The 18,108-nt window shown below is 59.5% G+C and carries 16 protein-coding genes; 9 read left to right on the forward strand and 7 right to left on the reverse strand.

Going from position 1 to position 18,108, the window contains the following annotated elements:
* The first annotated feature begins 40 nt into the window (after positions 1-40).
* Positions 41-1,450: an amidohydrolase family protein gene (locus FG381_RS11410; RefSeq protein ID WP_139688905.1), complete on the forward strand. Its 1,410-nt coding sequence runs from the start codon at positions 41-43 to the stop codon at positions 1,448-1,450.
* Positions 1,451-1,545: 95 nt separating this feature from the next.
* Here FG381_RS11410 and FG381_RS11415 read toward each other — a convergent pair whose 3' ends face one another.
* Positions 1,546-2,793 (reverse strand): sugar transporter, encoded by a 1,248-nt coding sequence (locus FG381_RS11415; RefSeq protein ID WP_139688906.1) that lies wholly within the window; start codon positions 2,791-2,793, stop codon positions 1,546-1,548.
* A 199-nt stretch (positions 2,794-2,992) separates the two neighbouring features.
* Between FG381_RS11415 and FG381_RS11420 the strand changes: the two genes are divergently transcribed.
* Positions 2,993-3,400: a hypothetical protein gene (locus FG381_RS11420; RefSeq protein ID WP_139688907.1), complete on the forward strand. Its 408-nt coding sequence runs from the start codon at positions 2,993-2,995 to the stop codon at positions 3,398-3,400.
* A gap of 98 nt (positions 3,401-3,498) precedes the next feature.
* Here the strand turns inward: FG381_RS11420 and FG381_RS11425 are convergent, their stop codons facing one another.
* Complete coding sequence (locus tag FG381_RS11425) at positions 3,499-4,281, reverse strand: nitroreductase family protein (RefSeq protein ID WP_139688908.1); 783 nt, start codon at positions 4,279-4,281, stop codon at positions 3,499-3,501.
* Positions 4,282-4,370: 89 nt separating this feature from the next.
* Between FG381_RS11425 and FG381_RS11430 the strand changes: the two genes are divergently transcribed.
* Entirely contained in the window at positions 4,371-4,739 is a 369-nt protein-coding gene (locus FG381_RS11430; RefSeq protein ID WP_139688909.1) for a helix-turn-helix domain-containing protein, read from the forward strand.
* 148 nt (positions 4,740-4,887) lie between these two features.
* Here the strand turns inward: FG381_RS11430 and hmpA are convergent, their stop codons facing one another.
* Positions 4,888-6,093 carry an NO-inducible flavohemoprotein gene (gene hmpA, locus FG381_RS11435; protein WP_139688910.1) on the reverse strand — a complete coding sequence of 402 codons (1,206 nt, stop codon included), beginning with the start codon at positions 6,091-6,093 and terminating at the stop codon, positions 4,888-4,890.
* 846 nt (positions 6,094-6,939) lie between these two features.
* Between hmpA and FG381_RS11440 the strand changes: the two genes are divergently transcribed.
* Positions 6,940-8,433, forward strand: coding sequence for an ISNCY family transposase (locus FG381_RS11440; RefSeq protein WP_139687003.1), 1,494 nt, complete (start codon positions 6,940-6,942; stop codon positions 8,431-8,433).
* A gap of 201 nt (positions 8,434-8,634) precedes the next feature.
* Here FG381_RS11440 and FG381_RS11445 read toward each other — a convergent pair whose 3' ends face one another.
* A complete protein-coding gene (locus FG381_RS11445) occupies positions 8,635-8,850 on the reverse strand; it encodes a hypothetical protein (RefSeq protein WP_139687002.1) in 216 nt (71 codons plus the stop codon).
* Positions 8,851-9,356: 506 nt separating this feature from the next.
* Between FG381_RS11445 and FG381_RS11450 the strand changes: the two genes are divergently transcribed.
* Positions 9,357-9,821, forward strand: coding sequence for a hypothetical protein (locus FG381_RS11450; RefSeq protein ID WP_139688911.1), 465 nt, complete (start codon positions 9,357-9,359; stop codon positions 9,819-9,821).
* Between the two features lie 103 nt (positions 9,822-9,924).
* Here the strand turns inward: FG381_RS11450 and FG381_RS11455 are convergent, their stop codons facing one another.
* Both FG381_RS11455 and FG381_RS11460 read right to left on the reverse strand, forming a co-directional pair.
* Positions 9,925-11,568, reverse strand: coding sequence for a formate--tetrahydrofolate ligase (locus FG381_RS11455; RefSeq protein ID WP_139688912.1), 1,644 nt, complete (start codon positions 11,566-11,568; stop codon positions 9,925-9,927).
* Positions 11,569-11,805: 237 nt separating this feature from the next.
* Positions 11,806-12,432 carry a response regulator transcription factor gene (locus FG381_RS11460; protein ID WP_226960285.1) on the reverse strand — a complete coding sequence of 209 codons (627 nt, stop codon included), beginning with the start codon at positions 12,430-12,432 and terminating at the stop codon, positions 11,806-11,808.
* 194 nt (positions 12,433-12,626) lie between these two features.
* Between FG381_RS11460 and FG381_RS11465 the strand changes: the two genes are divergently transcribed.
* From FG381_RS11465 to FG381_RS11480, 4 genes are all read left to right on the forward strand, one after another.
* Positions 12,627-13,181 carry a pyridoxamine 5'-phosphate oxidase family protein gene (locus tag FG381_RS11465; protein ID WP_139688913.1) on the forward strand — a complete coding sequence of 185 codons (555 nt, stop codon included), beginning with the start codon at positions 12,627-12,629 and terminating at the stop codon, positions 13,179-13,181.
* Between the two features lie 95 nt (positions 13,182-13,276).
* Positions 13,277-13,813, forward strand: a complete 537-nt coding sequence (locus tag FG381_RS11470) for a hypothetical protein (RefSeq protein WP_174857869.1) — start codon at positions 13,277-13,279, stop codon at positions 13,811-13,813.
* A gap of 250 nt (positions 13,814-14,063) precedes the next feature.
* Complete coding sequence (gene thiC / locus FG381_RS11475) at positions 14,064-15,710, forward strand: phosphomethylpyrimidine synthase ThiC (RefSeq protein WP_139688914.1); 1,647 nt, start codon at positions 14,064-14,066, stop codon at positions 15,708-15,710.
* Positions 15,711-16,002: 292 nt separating this feature from the next.
* Positions 16,003-16,839, forward strand: coding sequence for a MetQ/NlpA family ABC transporter substrate-binding protein (locus FG381_RS11480; protein ID WP_139688915.1), 837 nt, complete (start codon positions 16,003-16,005; stop codon positions 16,837-16,839).
* Positions 16,840-16,978: 139 nt separating this feature from the next.
* On the opposite strand, the gene FG381_RS11485 is transcribed toward FG381_RS11480, so the two are convergent.
* Positions 16,979-17,854: an aldo/keto reductase gene (locus FG381_RS11485; protein ID WP_226960286.1), complete on the reverse strand. Its 876-nt coding sequence runs from the start codon at positions 17,852-17,854 to the stop codon at positions 16,979-16,981.
* Positions 17,855-18,108: the final 254 nt, after the last annotated feature.

Genomic DNA, 18,108 nt, shown 5'->3' on the forward strand with positions numbered 1-18,108 from the left:
GGTCGAAGGCTTCGTCCGGGACAACAAAAGGAGACCAGACATGTGGGATCGAATTATTCGCGGCGCTCGCGTCGTGGACCCGAAGAACGGCTTTGACGGCATTGCGGACGTGGCCATTGAGGACGGCCGCGTCGCAGCCGTGGCGACATCGCTCGCCGGCCGGGGAAAAGTGGATGAGGAAGCCGACGGCCTTGTTCTGATGCCGGGCCTCATTGATTCGCATCTGCACCTCGGGAGCGTTTTCGGATCGGCCTACGGTCAGCGCATGGCGGCCCTTGCAGGCGTGACCACCTGCCTCGATATGGCCGGTCCCTTTACCGACATTCTCGGAACCATCCCCTATGCGGGGGCCGGCATCAACGTGGCCTCCATTGAAGGCTTTTCACCGGACGCCCTCTTCGGCACGCTCTCGCCCACGCGCGGGGAAATCCGCTCGTGGCTCGAAAAAACCGTCGAAGCGGGTTCGGTCGGCGTCAAGCTCATGGGCGGCCACTGGCCGCTTCCGCTCGAGACCTGCCGCAGCGTGGTTGAGATTGCGAACGAAATGGGGGTCTACGTTGCCTGGCACGCGGGGTCGACGACCGCGGGCTCCAATATTGAAGGCATGCGCGAGGTGATTGAGGCCGTGAAGGGCCTGAAGCTCCACCTTGCCCACATCAACGCCTACTGCCGCGGCCGCATCAATCCGGTTGAGGCGGAAGCGGCAGAAGCCATTCAGCTCCTTATCGACAATCCCAACATCTGGTCGGAAGGCTACGTGAGTCCGATGAACGGCACGATCCTCACCTGCGACGAGAAGGGCGAGGTGATCGACCACGTGACGCGCACGTGCCTTAAAACCTACGGCTTCCCAATCACGGCGGACGGCATCCGGGGCGCCATCAAAAAGGGCGTTCTTTTCGTCGTGCGCGATACCGGGATCATTTCCGACCTCGCGGAGGGCGACGAAGCGCTTCGCCTCTGGGAGGCGGCAGGGACGAAGACGGCCGGGAGCTTCCCCGTCAATCCTGCGCTCTCGCGCCTCATGATTGCCGGAGCAAAGCGCCCCGACGGCACCTTTGTGGTCGACGCGATCTCGACGGATGGCGGCTGCATCCCGAGAAACGTGCAGATCTCGATCGGTCTGTCGCTCGTCAAATTCGGCGCCCTTACGCTTTCGGAGTTCGTGCAGAAGACGTCGCTCAACCCCGCGCGCCACCTGAGGCTCTTTGACCGCGGGCATCTGACGCCGGGTGAAGCCGCGGCCGACATGACGCTCTTCAGGCTCGAGACCCAGGAGGTGGTGGAAACGATCGTGGCGGGCAATACCGTCATGAAGAAGGGCCAGCTCATCGGCAAGGGCGCAACCCTCATCACGACGAAGCATGGCCGGGCGTCCCTCGAATCCCAGGGCTTCCGCGTGATTGAGACGCGCTTTGACGATGCGGAGCCGGAGCGCATCCGCATCTGATGGGTGCTTTGAAGCAAGGAAAACGGGCGGAGCTTTGTTTGGAAGCTTCCGCCCGTTTTCGTGTTTGGGGAAATCAAGCGGGGATCCCGTCCGGATCAGGCTTTTTTCCGGGTCGCTTCCGGAACGGCCGTGCCGGGTTCGCGCGAGAGGTCCTCGTGCGGCAGAATCGCCGAGCCCGTCTTGGCGAGGAGCACGAGGCAGAAGACGGCCGAGACCGTGATGAAGCCGCCCCCGACGAAACTCACGGGCGCAAAGCCGAAGTGCTGCGAAACAAGGCTCCCCACGAAGGCGCCCCCGCCGATGCCGATATTGAAGATCCCGGAATAGAGCGACGTCGCCACGTCGGCCGCATCCGACGCCACGTTGAGCACCACGGTTTGGAATGCCATGCAGATGGCCGTCTGAGCTGCGCCCCAGACGAGAATGAGCGGGAGGAGCGTCCCCCAGGAGGAAGAGAGCGGTACAAGGAGGTAGAGCGAAAGCGCGAGGAGCACGAGCGGAACGGTGAGCGACCCCGAGGGGAAGCGGTCGACGGTCTTCGAGCTGATGACGGTGCCGATGATGCCCGCGAGTCCGTAGATGAGGAGCACGTTGACAACGTCGTTCTCGAGCATGCCGCCCTCATGCTGCAGAATCGGGCTGATGTAGGAGTAGGCCGTGAACTGTCCGAGCACGGTGATCGCCGTGAGGGCATAGAGCTGCAGGAGTGCGGGGCGCTTGAGAATCACGGGAAGGCTCTTGATGGAGCCCGCCTTGGTGCTCGGGCATTCCGGAAGCACCATCCAGAGAAGCGCAAAGCAGACCGCAGCGCCGAGACCAATGATGAAGAAGGATTCGGCCCATCCGAAGAGGTGCCCGAGCTTGGTGCCGATCGGAACGCCGAGAACCGTAGCGACGATGGTGCCGCCCATGACGGCGGCGAGCCCCACGGCGCGTTTGCCCGCAGGCGCCATGCGGGCCGCAAGCGGCGTCATGATCGACCAGAAGACGGAGTGCGTGAGGGCAACGCCCACGCGCGTTGCATAGAGGGTCGCAAAGCTGTCGACGAAGATCACCGCAAAGTGGCAGCAGGCGAAGACGATGAGGAGAAAGAGCAGAAGCTTTCTGCGTTCGAACTTCGCGGTCGCGAGCGCGAGCGGAAGCGACATGATCGACACCACCCACGCGTAGCCCGTAATCACGAGCCCCATGAAGGAAACCGTCTCATTGAGGCTCTTCGCCATATCGGGGAGAAGACCGACAGGAAGAAATTCCGACGTATTGAAGACGAAGGCGGCAAAGGCGAGGCCGATGACGGGAAGCCAGGCGCGAAAGCCTGAGCGCGCGCGCTGCGGGGCAGTCATAAAGGGGAAAAGGAAAGAGAGAAAAGAAAGGATTTTTCGGTGCGCATCGTAGCACGCCGAAATGAGGGAAATCCCGTGGTTTTCTGAGAGGAATCGCCCAATCAAGCGTCCCTGCGTCATGAACTATCGGAGGAGAGGTGCAGAATTAAAGAGATTCCACAGAGGAAAAGGAGAAAAAGGCATGAATGAGAAAAAGACAATGAGACGATCGCTGCTTGCGGCTGCGGGCGGCCTCTTTCTTTCCCTGTCGTTCCTTCCCGCGACGACGGCCGGAACGCTTTCGCTGACGGACCCGCCCGGGAGAATCTACGACGAGAAAGGCCGCTACCAGGGCCGGGTGAATGAGAACGGGCAGCAGTACGATGCCCGCGGACGCTACGAGGGGAGGCGCACGGAGGACGGGCGTCTTTACGACGCCAGGGGGCGCTACCAGGGACGCATCGACAGCTCCGGGCGCATGTTCGACGAAAAAGGGCGCAGCACCGGGCGAGTGACGGAGGACGGCAGGCGCTACGACGCCAAAGGGCGCTACGAAGGCCGCACGGACCCGCGCACCGGCAGGCAGTACGACGAGAAGGGGCGGGCAACGGGCCGCGTCGGCCAGTAATGGAAGGCGGCCTCTGAGAAAAGAAAATCGCCGCAATCCGGGAAGGCATTGCGGCGACGAATAGACGACAGATCGGCCGGGATTCGGACGAACTCCAATTATTTGATGTGGTCGAGAATCGACTTTGCGGGGTAGCCTACCGACTGGGCGGCCACCACCTCTTCGTCGGGCTTGAGGTGGAGCTTCGCGGCGAGCTTTTCGGCCGAGAAGCCCGTGCGGGCGACGCAGCTTAAGCCCATGGCGGCGGCAGCGAGATAGACGGACTGAATCTTTGCGCCCACATCGATGTTGGTCGAACGGATGCGCAGCTCCCGGATGGCTGCCTCGCTGAAGGCCGCGCTGCGGATTTTCGGCGCAATCGTTTCTACGGCGTCCGTGATGAGGCTCCTCGTACGCGAATAGTTCGTGACGTAGACGAGCTCAAGGGGCGGAAGCGTGAACTGAGAGTTGAGGATGTAGGACTCCTCGCGGATGTCGTGAAGCGCGCAGAAAAGGAGTGCACGGCGCTCCGGGACCCAGCGCCAGATGCCGTTTGCCTTCAGAAGATAAATATCCGTTTCCCGCCAGTTGAGCGCCGTCGGCGTGGTTCTCTTGCCGCCCTTGCGGTTGATGCCGTCGGCGGCAAAAAGAAGGTTGCTCACGAGCTGGTCGGGAAGCGGTTCGTTGCTGAAGCTCCTTTCGGACTCGCGTTCCTGAAGCGCCTCCATGAGCGGCATCGTCATGCCGCTGGGTTCGGGGAGCGCGCGCAGAATCTCATCGCCCGATCTGCGGCCTAAGTTCCCGAAGCGTCGGTCGATTTCAGCCTTGAGCTCCTCAATCTGATCGCCGATACCGTTTTTGATGTCGTGAAGCTTATTGTTGAGTGTTTTTCGGATGGACATGAAAATGGTTCTGAAAAGAAGAGTGGCGTGAGACCGCTAAAATAGCGCGACAACGTATTGCTGCGCAGTGTAAACAAGAGGTCCATGAGATGACAATCCGGCTTGAGCGAATCGACAACGATGACGGCAGAACGGAATTCCGCATTGCGGTCGGGACGAGCGAAGCCGATGCATGGGAGACGGCGCTTTCAGCGCTCGTTGGACTTGCCAACGGCGCGCGGCCGCCCTCGCGGAAAACGTCGCCGGAAGACAACGCAGCCCGCGAACTGCCGGGAAAGCTCCTCAAGCGCCTGCGCACGGAATGCCGGATGACGCAGAAGGAAGCGGCGGCAATTGCGGGCACCACGCAGACCCGGATTTCCGACTTTGAATGCGGCGTGCGCACGATTCCGCATGAGATCGCGGTCATCTTTGCGCGCCGGTTCGGCGTTGAACCGGGCGACTTTGATGTTCGCTGAAACCGGCCCCGGATTCCATGGAAAAGGCCGGCGTCCGCAATAGAAGCGGACTTGACCGGCCTTTCGGCATTCGGGTCCGCAATCCTCACGAACCCGTGAAGCTTCTTCCGGAGGAAGACCCTGCGGCCTCTCCGGAAGATCCATTCATTCAGGCGCCGAAGCTTTCCGTGTGAATGCGGGGCTCAATCACGCCGATCTGGCGAAGCGCTGCCGTAATGTCCTGCATGAAGGAGGCGGGCCCGCAGATATAGAAGTCTGCATCCGGATCCTGACAGAAGTTGCGGATGCTGGCGGGCGTGATGCGCCCGGAGGCGTCGAAATCCTGACCGAGATGGTCGTCGGGGCCGGGCTTCGTGAAGAAGACCGCCTTGGCGCCCCTGGGGAGCCCCTTCATGACGGCATCGACCGTATCTCTGAGGGGATACGCGGCCTTGTTCTGCGTCGAATAGAGGAAGTGGACCGAGCGGAGCGGATTTTCGGTCGAGAGCTCCTCGAGCATCGCCACCATCGGCGTGATGCCGATGCCGGCGGCGATGAGAACGAGCGGATGATCGTCCTTCACGTCGTCAATGACGAAGGTTCCCGTCGGAGCGGTGAGCTCAACCTGATTGCCGACCTTGAGCGTATTGACGAGCTGGTTGGAAACGACGCCGGCAGGGGCGCCGTCCTTCGCGCGAATGGCCTTCACGGTAATGCGCAGCATCCCGGAGCCCTTCGCCTGCGAGAGCGTGTACTGGCGCGGCTGAAGAACCTGGAGTCCGGGGACGTAGACGCGAAGCGTCACGTATTCTCCGGCCTTGTAGTCGGGAACCTGGCCGCCGTCGGCAGGCATGAAGTAGAAGGAGACGACGCCCGGGCATTCCTCGACCCGGTTGACGCAGTCGAAAGTGCGCCAGCCGCTCCAGCCGCCCTCCATCTGCGCCTTTTCCTTATAAATGCCGGCTTCGGCTGCAATGAGGATGTCGGCGAGCTGCTGGTAGGCGGCCGCCCAGGCGGCGATCAATTCGGGTGTTGCCGCGTCGCCCAGCACTTTTTCAGCAGCGGCGAGAAGGCACTTTCCGACGATCTGATAGTGTTCGGGCTTCACGCAGAGCGCGGCATGGCGTTCGGCGATGAACCGGACGGCGCCGCTCAAATTTTCGAGCGCGTCAATATGGGCGGCGTATGCGGCGAGCGCCTGAGCAAGCGTCTTCTGCTGCGTACCTGCAGCCTGATGAGAAAGATTGAAGAGGTTGCAGAGCTCAGGGTGTTCGGCCAGCATGCGGCTGTACATGAGCGTCGTAATCTCGAGGCCATGCGCCTTGATGGCGGGTGCTGACGACTTGATCAGGGCGATCTGAGAGGACGTAAGCATAAATAACTCCTTGCCAATATTGGAACGAGACCGGAAGGAGCTCCGGTCTCGGAGATCGGATACATCGCTTCATCTTGATTCGATAATACACCCCGGATGCGTTCAGGAAGTGTAAGAAATCAAGGAAATACCTACGTCTGAAGACTTAAGTTCGAATACGTGCAGGGCATCATCCAATTGAAATTGGCATTTTCAATTCATAAAAAGCAATGAAGGTAAACCCGTAGATGCCGTCGTTTGTTGTCTGCATACAGCTGCAAATCCATGGTTGATAACTCATATATTGATTGATATATATGGATTTATGCTTAATACACAATTTGTTGCATTTATTATTTTGCATTCAGGCTGATAGAACGACCAAGTGAAAATTGTGTTAACGGTCAGCGTAAACGAGACTGTTTAGCCAACGACTTTGAGACGTGATACGCCAAGGATTTGAGACCATATACCGTATCTGACCGGGACGATATACCAACATCCTGTTGGCCTGGATACCTCCGCTACCACGAGACCCATTACCACTGAGACCCGATACCTCCGTAAAGAGAGATGGATTACCACAGGGATTGAGACTGCAAACCGCTCTGAATGAGACGGCATACCACTCTTGGTCAGCTTTACCTCTGCACTGAGACTACTTGCCCCAGCGGCAGAACTGCATACAAATGAATGGGACCCGATGCCATGACGAAATGAGATGAGATACCACAGCAATAAGACAGGATACCTCTGCATGAGACTACTGAATATGCTGAATATCGACAATGGTATTTCCTCTTAACATAATGTATTCCTTGGATATTAAGTCGAAATCCCTTCGGCTTAATTACCAAGGAGACTGCTATGTCGAAACAAGCAAGAAAGTCTCGGGGCCCTTCTGTTGTTGAGTCCGAAATCCCTCGGCTGACACCTCAGGAAATTTTTGAAGGCTACGAAAGGCATCTCTATAGCGTTGAGGATGCCAAGACATTGATGCAGATGCCTCGCAGCACGTTTATGCGGCATCTCAAGAACTGGCGAGAGACAGGTCGGCTGCCCTCACATACCGGTCAAGGGAATCGTGTTCCGGCCAATAAGCTCGATCCGCAGATCAGAGCGAGGATCATCGAGTTTGCAACAGGCAAATATGAGGGCTTCCAGGCAACCCTCCTGCATAAGTATTTGCTCATTGAGGGTATTGAGGTCTCCGTTGAAACGGTACGACGAATCCTGACAACACTTCGTCCGGAAGAAACTCCAAAGGAGCGCAGGTCGACCGCGCATAAGCTGCGCCGCCGCAGATCGAGCGTTGGGGAACTGATTCAAATTGACGGCAGTCCGCATCCATGGTTCGAGGGAACCGGAGACGATAACAGCTACGCGCTTCTCATCTTTGTCGATGACGCAACAAGCCGCATCATGGTCGCCGGCTTCTATCCAACAGAAACATCTGAAGGATATCTTCAGTTGCTGAATAAGTACATTGAAAAATATGGGATTCCATGGGCTCTGTACAGCGACAGACATTCCATCTTTGCCCCAGTAAATCCCTCGAAGAGCGGAAAATCCGAGGAAACACAATTTCAAAGAGTCTGTCGGGAGTTGGGGGTAACGGGGATACGGGCTAATTCGCCAGAAGCCAAAGGGCGGGTCGAGCGAACATTCAGCACGCTGCAGGGACGATGGCCAAAAGAGTTCCGTGTGCTGGGCATCAGAAATATGGCGGAAGCAAATTCACGAATGCCGGAATTGCTGGCGAGCTATAACCAAGAATTCGCAATTGCTCCCGCTGACTCTAAGGATAGCCACGCGCCGCTGCTGGAGGAAACGAAAGAACGCATTGAGCAGATCTTTGCCAGATGGCATACACGTATGATCAGCAGGAACCTGACGGTGTCCTACGGCAGCAAGACACTGCAGATTGTCGGGGTGGGCCGCTCCATGAGGGGAGCAATGATGAAGACTGAGTGCAATCTGCTGGAGTATGCCGATGGGCGGGTGGAAATCCTCTGGTGCGACGAGGTTGAACATCGCAAGCGGATCACCAAAGAGGGGCCGAGAATCCGAAAACGCTACCACGTGCTCGAATTCACGGAACACGACAGAACGAAATTGAAAATGTCAGTCGCAACACCGGAAGAAACGGCCAAGACACTGAATCACCGCGTTGATGAAGTGGGGCGTCAAAAGAAAGGAGACTCAGAAACGACGCAAAAGAGCCCCTGGCACGAAATGCAAAGGAGATCGGCTCTGAAAGCGATGGCGAAACGGGAGGAACTGAACCGAAAGATCGAAGAAGCGAAAGCAATCAATGCTCGTATTGCAGCAGCCAAGGAAAAGTTGAAGCCCAAGAGATAACTCAACGGTTGAAGCACCGTTGAGATGGTGGGTCGTTAAGGCGAATGCACCGCGCGCTGCGCTTGGATGCATCCGCCTTAACTAAATGATATCTCAGGGATTTCTGTCAAGCGACTTTCGCGGCATAAAGCTTCGCGCGTCTGAAGGCCGCGCTCGTTTATTCCACGTTCGCTTGACAGAGCTTGCCTCAGTGCCCGTAGGCTAAATGCCGGTACCGCCGCCAGGTGCCGAAGTGGAGCGCTCGGCCAGCACAATGCCCGCAAACCAATCCGCGAGCTCGCGCGTTACCAGAAAAGCCGCTGTGTAGCTTTTCGCCTCCTTGAAAAGATCAGCGCTGTTGTGAAACTCTTGCCGATTGCTGGTGTCACCCAGAGGGGCAGAAAAAGTCTCATTATCGCTGTGGGTTAGCAGTCTCATTTTTGCTGCCCGTTAACACGACCAAGTGAAAATTGTTCATGTATACTGCACATATGTTCGGTTGGTTCGATCGATTGCTGAAAATCGTTTCAGTATTTCGAACAAAATGACGTGCCATGACGCCGGAGGCAACTCCATTCATGGCTGCACTTCAGTGTGCTTTTTTCTCCTTTTTGTGGTTGATAAGGTTTCCGCGCGCATTGATCGGCTGGTCCCCGGCAGGCGCTTCTGAAGAAATTCAGCGACAGGCGGAACCTGCGACATCGACTGCGGGACTTTTCCGACAACGGAGAAGACTGCAGTCCAAAGTCAGCGCAGACGTCAGGAAAAGGCTTTCAGCCTTAAGCCGACGAAAATGCGCAGCCCTTTTGCGGCGGCCCGGTTTTCTCCTTTCCCGGGCCGCCGTTTCTCTATCTGCATTTCCCCGCACGATCCGCTTTCCGAGTGTCCCGGCTTCCTGCTATCTTTTGAGCCACTCAGTTCGTACATTTCGAGGAGCTCTTTCCATGATTGCGCGCAGGCTATCTGCTGGTTTCAGCAGCCTTCTGATGGCGGTGCTCCTCCTCAACGGCTGCAGCGTCGTCAATGTGAACGGCACGATTAGTACTGCGGACAACGAGCTCTGCGTGGTGCCGCCCGAAGGAAAGGAGCCCGGGATGCATGCGCTCCTTCTGAAGCTTCTGCGGCAGAAGCGCTTTGACGTTCGGGAGCTCCCCGCCCATACGCCGCCTTCGGCCTGCCGGCAGACGCTCGTCTACCGCTGGGGGCTCGAGCAGTACTACGTGCCGGCCCTCGTGAAGCAGTACCCGGTGGCGTTCGACTTTTATCTCGGCGGCGAAAAGACGGCCAATGCGAGCTTCGACCCGTCGAGGAATCCCATTTCTCCGCACGTCAAGTTTGTGAGGAGTTCCCGCTATTGGGCGAGAACGCTCGACCGGCTCTTTCCCGGCCGGCCGCTTGTGGGTGATTGAGCGCGGAAAAAAGAAAAGGCCCCGGAACTCGTCCCGGAGCCTTTCTGCCATTCTCATCTGAGAAGACCCGAAGGTCTCCTCAGATGAAGCATGAGCGCCGTTGTCAGGCGAGGCCGGTGATGCGGCCGTTGACGACGTCGATTCCCATGGCGGCGGGTCGCTTCGGAAGGCCCGGCATGCGCATGATGGATCCGGCCAGGGCAACGACAAAGCCCGAACCCGCATTGAGGATTAGGCGTTCGACCGGGAGGACGAAGCCCTTCGGAGCGCCGAGCGCCTTCGGATCGGCCGTGAGCGAGAACGGGGTCTTCGCGACGCAGACCGGGAGCCTGTCGTAGCCGAGGTCGGAGAGGCGCTTCAGATCCTTCATGGCCGCAGCGGAGAGCTTGACGCCGGCGCCGCCGTAGACCTGCGTGACGATGGCTTCGATCTTGTCGACGACCGGAGCGTCTTCGGCATAGGTGTGGACGAGCGGATGCGGATCGTCGGCAGCCTCGACCACTTCGCGTGCGAGCTCCATCGCGCCTTCGCCGCCCTTCGCAAATCCGTCGCAGACCGCAAAGCGGACGCCGAGCGCGGCGCAGCGCGTGCGGATGGCTTCGACTTCCTCATCCGTATCGGTGTGGAAGTGGTTGAGCGACACGACGATGTTGGGGCCGAAGTGGCGCAGGTTGGCGATGTGGGCGTCGAGGTTGACGAGGCCGCGCTCGACTGCTTCAAGGTTGGGAGCGCCGATCTCGGGGAGCGGCACGCCGCCGTGCCACTTGAGGGCGCGGGTGGAGGTCACGAGCACGACTGCGGCGGGCTTGAAGCCGGCAGCGCGGCACTTGATGTTGAAGAACTTTTCGGCGCCGAGGTCCGAGCCGAAGCCCGCTTCCGTAACGGCGTAGTCGGCAAGCTTCAGCGCAGCGCGCGTCGCGGCGACGGAGTTGCAGCCGTGAGCGATGTTGGCGAAGGGGCCGCCGTGAACGAAGGCGATGTTCCCCTCAATCGACTGAACGAGGTTGGGCTTGAAGGCTTCGAGAAGGAGCGCGAGGAGTGCGCCCGTGGCGCCGAGTTCGGCGCAGGTAAAGGGCGTGCCGTCGGGGCGCAGGCCGAGAACGATGCGGTCGATGCGCGCGCGCAGATCTTCCATGTCGTTGGCAAGGCAAAGAACGGCCATGAGTTCGGAAGCGGCCGTGATGTCGAAGCCCGCTTCAGTCGGGATGCCGTTGGCCGGGCCCCCGAGGCCCGTGATGATGTTGCGCAGCATGCGCTCGTTCACATCCATCACGCGGCGCCAGAAGATTTCCTTGAGAACAACCTGGCCCTGATGGCGCGCATTGTCGAGAAGCGCGGCGAGGAGGTTGTTGGCGGCGGTGATGGCGTGCAGGTCGCCCGTAAAGTGGAGGTTGATCGCCTCCATCGGGAGCACCTGGCTGTAGCCGCCGCCCGCGGCGCCGCCCTTCATGCCGAAGACGGGGCCGAGCGAGGGTTCGCGAAGGGCGAGCGCGGCGCTTCTGCCGATGCGCTTCAGGCCCTGAGCGAGCGCGATCGAGGTGGTGGTCTTGCCCGAGCCCGCAGGCATTCCGGAAGTGGCCGTCACCAGAATGAGCTTTCCTTTTTCCTTGCGGGACGGATCAAGCTCAACCTTGGCTTTGTCGCGGCCGTAGGGTTCGAATTCGGCGTCGGTGAGGCCCGCGGAATGCGCAAGCTCATCGATCGGAATGAGTTTGTGTTCCTGTGCGATTTCGATGTCGGTCTTCATGAGGACTCCTAAAAACAAAAAAAGGGAAATCGGTTTCTGGAGCGGACTTTTGTTGTTCCCGGAGGGGGTTTCGAGCGAGAACGGAGCCGCTTTGGGGGCTTGCGAAAAGCGCCTCTTCACTCACTAGAAGAGTATGCGCGAATCTTTGAGCGCGCAGGCGCTTTTCGGGAGCAGAAAATGCGAAGCGCCGCAGTTCGCTAAGGAAGAGCAGCGCTTTGAGAGGCGGATGGATCGGCGTCAGAGCGGATCGCCCGAAAGAAGCAGGAGACGCGCAATTTCTGCAGCGTTGTGGAGGTCAAGCTTCCTGTAGGCGCTGCCGCGGTGGACCTGCACGGTTTTTTCAGAAATGCCGAATTCGGCAGCTACTTCCTTGTTGGAGTAGCCCTGAGCGACCATGCGGATCACTTCGCGCTCGCGCTGGGTGAGCTGCTCGAGGCGCGACTTGAAGTCGGCCACTTCAGCCTGGTCGCGCCGCATGGCTTTATTGCGCGCGACAGCGGCTTCGATCGTATCGATGAGGCGCGATTCCTTCGGCGGCTTCTCAATGAAGTCGAAGGCGCCGTTCTTCACGGCATTGACGGCCATGTCGATGTCGCCGTGACCGGAGACGAAGACGATCGGGAGATCGCAGCCGATGTCCTTGAGCTTGTTCTGGAGCTCAAGACCCGACATGGAAGGCATGCGCACGTCAAGGAGAATGCAGCCCGGACGGCGGAAGTCGGCAGAGGCAAGGAACGTGCCGGCGTCGCTGTATTCCGCGCACTCGTAGTTTTCGCCCGAGAGGAGGAACGACCACGAGGAGCGCACGGCGCTGTCGTCGTCGATGATGCGGATGAGGGGCTTATTGAATTTGCTGTCCATCATTTCATTCGTCTCGCTGAAGTGCTTTTGGAGCCGCCATCGGGGGGAAATGGCAGAAAGAACTTCAATCTGGGTGCGAATCGTAAAAAACAGGGAGTATTGTAACGGGCTATGTGTGCCGCAGAGGCCGGCAACACGCTCAAATATACGATGCAATTAATTTGAGAGTACCCGCTCTCATCAGATTGGGACAAAAGATGCTGCAGGAAGAACACGCTTCAGATTTTCTCGAGGAAGACGGCAGGACGGAGCGCCCCATGCGCCGGCGCGACCGCGAGCTTTCCTTCACCGATACGCTCCGCGTCATCGAGAATGCCGACTATGCCGTTCTTTCCACCGTGGATGAAGCCGGATACCCCTACGGCGTTCCGGTGAGTCCGGTGCTCGAGGGCGAGAAGCACCTTTATTTCCACTCGACGCGCGCCCTGAGCAGAAAGGCCGACAACATGCTCGAGAATCCGAAGGTGTCGCTCTGCTTTGTTGCGTCCCAGAAAACGCTGCCCCTTGAATTCACCGTCGACTATGCGAGCGCCGTCGTGGCGGGACGGGCCTGCCTCGTCATGGACGAGGATGAGCGTCGGCATGCGGCGCTTCTCATCTGCGCGCGCCATGCCCGGGAGGCCGGGAAGGAAAAAGCCGAGGCCTACTACGCGGAGGGCGGCCGCGCCATCACGATCTGGCGCGTCGATATTGAACGCGCGAGCGGAAAGTCCCGCGGCTGGGACCGCATTTCCGCCGGGCTTGCCCGCTGAAAAACGCTATTCTTTCGCACCGGGCGCAGAAGACCCCGTTCGCCGGGGTTGCGCTTTCCAATGTTTCCATGACTCTATTTCCGAGAGGTTTCACCGTGCTTTTTTCGAAGGCAATTCCGGCAGCGATTCTTGCCGCATCACTTGTCGGCTGCGCATCCGGAACAACCGGGCGCGTCGATGAGACGGCCGATTTTGCTCCCGTTTCCTACCGCTCGGTCTGCCTCCTCGAGAACGACGCCGTGAAGAGCCCGAAGCTTCCGGACGCCATTGAGTCGGGGCTGAAGAAGGCCGGGGTCGAGGTAAAGCGCCTCCCATCCGGGACCGGGCCCATGGCCTGTCCTTTTGTGCTCACATACGACGTCCCCTCTGAGGACGGGCTCGTGAGCGTCATTCGCTTTCAGACCTTCGAGCACGGCATTCCTCGCGTCGACGCGGCGGGTCGTGCGCCCGCAGGCCGCGCCCTCACGGTGAATGCGGTTGAAGCCTACGTGCAGGAGCTTTTCTCGAAGCTCGCTCACCGCAATCGCCCGGCGGCAGGCGACAACGTGCCCTCGGCTTCCGTCGAGCCGCCCGCTGCCGCGAAAACCTTCCGGAGCGTTCCTTCCTGGCAGGCATCAGGTTCCGGAGAATAACCACCCGGCGGACGGACGGCAGTCCGAACGCTTAAAATTGTTTACGAGCAGTGCGCTGGAGGTACCGCAGGCTTCCCTTCCTTTTCGGAGAAGAAGCAGCGGTTGAGAGACACTCCCAACATCGGATCAGGTTCATACCTGCGGCGAGAAGCGCTTTCAGAAATGCAGAAGTTCTTCGCCTGAAGAAAGGCTTGGCTGCATTCCCTCCGGCACAGTGCTTTGAAATCGTTTTCTTTTTTGGAGAAGCGCTGTGACGAATGTGAAGCCGCAGATTCCGAGAGTTGTTCCGCAGCGGGAAGCATCCCCCTGCGACCGTCTTTTTGCGGGGAGGCTCCCCGGCATCCGCGTCTACGGGAAGTCTCAGGACGGTGAGCCGGTACCCTTCCGGCGGATTGATCTTGCGCCCACGCCCGCAGCCTTCGGAGGCGGCAGGCAGCCCGCAATTTTTCTCGCAGACGTGACGGGACCCTTCGGCGAAGGCGACGGGACGGGGTCGCCCCGCAGGCGCACGCGGCCGGCTCCCGGGTCTCCGACGCAGTACGAAGCGGCAAAGGCGGGGGTCATTACGCCCGAGATGTCCTTTGTGGCCGAACGCGAGAATCTCAGGCGCGACGCGCTGATTGAAGAATTGGCGGCGATCGGGAACCCGAAGGCGAAGGCGCTCTACGAGCGCTCAGCAAAGGCAAAGCGCTTTACGCCGGAAGACGTGAGGGCGCTCGTCGCCGCGCGCGAAGCCGTGATTCCCCTCAACTTCCGCCACCCTGAAGCCGAACCCATGGCCATCGGGCGGGCGTTCGCCACGAAGGTGAACGCCAATATCGGCACGTCCTCAATTTCGAAGGACTGGCACGAGGAAATCGGGAAGCTCCGCGAAGCGCTCTTCTGCGGCGCGGACACGGTGATGGATCTCTCGACCGGCGCGCATATTGTGGAAACCCGGGAGGCGCTCCTGAGGAGCTCTCCGGTTCCCGTGGGCACGGTGCCGATCTATGAAGCGCTCGAGCGCGCCGGGAAGCCGGAAGACCTCACCTGGGAGCATTTCCGCGACGTTATGGAAGCCCAGGCGAAGCAGGGCGTTGACTACATGACGATCCATGCGGGGGTGCTCAGGGACCACGTGGCGCTCACCAAGGATCGTCTTACCGGAATCGTCTCCCGCGGGGGCGGCCTTCTTGCTGCCTGGATGCATGCGAAAAGGGAGGAAAACTTCCTCTACCTTCATTTCGACGAAATTCTTGAAATTGCGCGCCGCTACGACGTGACGCTCTCCTTAGGCGACGGGCTTCGCTCCGGGTCCGTCCATGACGGCTGCGACAAAGCGCAGTTTGCGGAACTGAAGACCCTGGGCGAACTCAACCGCCGGGCCGCGGAAGCGGGCGTGCAGGTGATGATTGAGGGGCCGGGACACATCGTGCTCCCGAAGGTTGAGCTCAATCAGCAGCTCGAGGACGAGTGGTGCAGCCGGGCGCCCTTCTATACGCTCGGGCCCCTCGTCACCGACATGGGCGCCGGGTACGACCACATCACGGCGGCGATCGGCGGCGCGCTGATCGGTGCTGCCGGCACGGCCATGCTCTGCTACGTGACTCCGAAGGAGCATCTCGGACTCCCCGATGCGGCGGACGTGCGCGAAGGCATGGCCGCCTTCCGGATTGCCGCCCATGCGGCGGATCTCGCCCGCGGCATTCCCGGAGCAGATCTGCGGGACCTCGCCATGAGCTCGGCGCGCTTTGAATTCCGCTGGAACGATCAGTTTGCGCTCTCAGTGGATCCGGCAAGAGCGGCGGCATTTCACGATGAGACCCTCTCGGGGAGCGGCGCGCGAGAAGCGCATTTCTGCAGCATGTGCGGGCCGCAGTTCTGCCCGATGAAGCTCGCGCGCGATCTCTTTGACTGAGAGTCCGGGCGTCGATTAGAGGTTACCCTCGGTTTTGAGGTATTACCCGGCGGCATTTTTTCTCTGCCGGGTAAACTTCCTCTCATCACAGCCCCGAGGGGGTGTATCTCACATTCGAGTCCTTCCGGATTGTCTCCCCAGAGCTCGCGGAGCTCCTTATCTCTTATCCGGGAATGAATCGGAAAATCCTCTTTCCGATGCGGACCGAAGACGTTTTCAAAGATTTAAAAAAGCTTGTTTCCTCTGCTCCAGGGCGGTGTGAAACGGGCATACCTGACCAAAAGGATTTCCCATGCAGTTCACCAGGCTTTTTGCTTCCCTCGCTCTTTCCGCCGGCCTCGCTGTCGGTCTTGCCGGCTGCGGCGACAAGGGCGCTCCCGCCCAGACGAAGGCGGATGCGGCGCCTCAGACGGTTACGCTCAAGGTGGGCGTCTCTCCGGTTCCGCACGCCGACATCATCAACTTTGTCGCGCCTCAGCTTGAGAAGGAAGGCGTCAAGGTGAAGGTGATTGAGTTCAACGACTACGTGCAGCCGAATCTGGCCCTTGCCGAGAAGGAGCTCGACGCCAACTTCTTCCAGCATAAGCCCTACCTTGACACGTTCGCGAAGGAGCATAAGCTTTCGCTCGCCGTGCTCTGCGCCGTGCACATTGAACCGATGGGCGTCTATTCGAAGACCGTGAAGAATATCGCCGATACGCCGGAAGGCGCCAAGGTCGGCATTCCGAACGACCCGACGAACGGCGGCCGTGCACTCAAGGTCCTTGAATCCGCGGGCCTCATCAAGGTTCGTCCGGAAGCGGGCGTCCTCGCCACGAAGAACGACATCACCGAAAATCCGAAGAAGCTCGATTTCGTTGAAGTTGAAGCCGCGCAGCTTCCGCGCGCGCTCGATGACGTTGCGCTTGCCGTCATCAATTCCAACTTCGCGCTTTCTGCGAACCTCAATCCCGTGAAGGATGCGATCGCGATTGAATCGAAGGATTCGCCCTACGCCAACATCGTTGCGATCCGTGCGGGCGACGAGAACCGCGCCGAGCTCCAGAAGCTCAAGGCCGCGCTTTCCACGCCTGAACTCAAGAAGTTCCTCGAGGAGAAGTATCAGGGCGCCGTGGTTCCGGCCTTCTGATCAAACTGAAGTCTGCTCGCGCCTGAGAACCTGAAACGAATTTCAGGCGTCGAGCTGCGGGCAACACAATCAAAAAAACCGGCGAATTCCTGATGAGGAACCGCCGGTTTTTCCGTCTGGCCGCTTGCAGGATGCGCGGTCAGAAGGTCACGGTATCGGGATGAAGTCCCGAGAACGCCGTCTGAGGCATGAGCGTGAGTTCGTCGCGCTCTTCAGGGGTGAGCTCGAACCCGAAAATGTCGAGGTCTTCCTTCTGGTGGTGGAAGTCCGTGGCCTTCGGAATCGGGGCAATGCCGAGCTCGAGGCACCAGCGAAGCGCAACCTGTGCGGGCGTGACGCCGTGGGCAGAGGCAATTTTCTCGAGCGTCGGGTGACGCAGCAGCGTGCCGCGGCCGAGCGGGCTCCAGGCCTGAACGAGGATGCCGTGATCCATGCAGAAGCGGAGCGCGGCGCGCTGCGGGTAGCCGGGATGAATCTCAAGCTGATTCACCATGGGCTTCACCTTCGCGCGGGCGAGGAGCGGCACGAGGTGGTGCGGGAGGAAGTTGGAAACGCCGATGGCGCGGACGGCTCCGGCCTTGTAGATCTTTTCAAAGGCGCGCCAGGTGCCCGCGTTCTGCGCCTGCCAGACCATGGGTTCGCCCTGGGCGGCCGGCCAGTGAATGAGGAGGAGGTCAAGGTAGTCGACCTGCAGCTGCTCGAGAATCATCGCGTAGGCGTCCTCTGCGCTCTCGAATGAGCGGTGGGATGCCCAGATCTTGCTCGTCAGGAAGAATTCCGAACGAGGAATGCCGGATTCGCGGATGACGTCGCCGATGAGCGCGGCGTTGTTGTAGATCTGCGCCGTATCGAAGTGACGGTAGCCGAGCTGGATTGCCGTCTGAATGGTGCTCTGGAAGTGCTCGTTGATGGGAATCTGCCACGTGCCGAAACCGATCGTGGGCATTTCCACGCCGTTGGCAAGCTTCACGGTCTGCTTCAGAGGTTCAATGACTGTTTTCTTTTTTGTCGTCACGATGTTCTTTATCTCAATGGGGCGGGAGGCACCGGCAGGCCGGGCGAAAGCGCTTCTGTAGGGTATCTGACTGAATGGTACCCGAGGAACCACGGATTCTATTTGATTTAAGCAAAGTATCGATCATAAATTTAGCGATCAGACTGCGTTCGGCCATAGACAAAAGGATGGAAGTTGTGATTGTCATTTCCGGATTCCGCACTGCCCGGTAGAATCCCTGCAGCTTTGCCTACTCGTCTGCTCGCCCAAGCGTC

This window comes from Sutterella faecalis, from assembly GCF_006337085.1.
Taxonomy (GTDB): domain Bacteria; phylum Pseudomonadota; class Gammaproteobacteria; order Burkholderiales; family Burkholderiaceae_F; genus Sutterella; species Sutterella faecalis.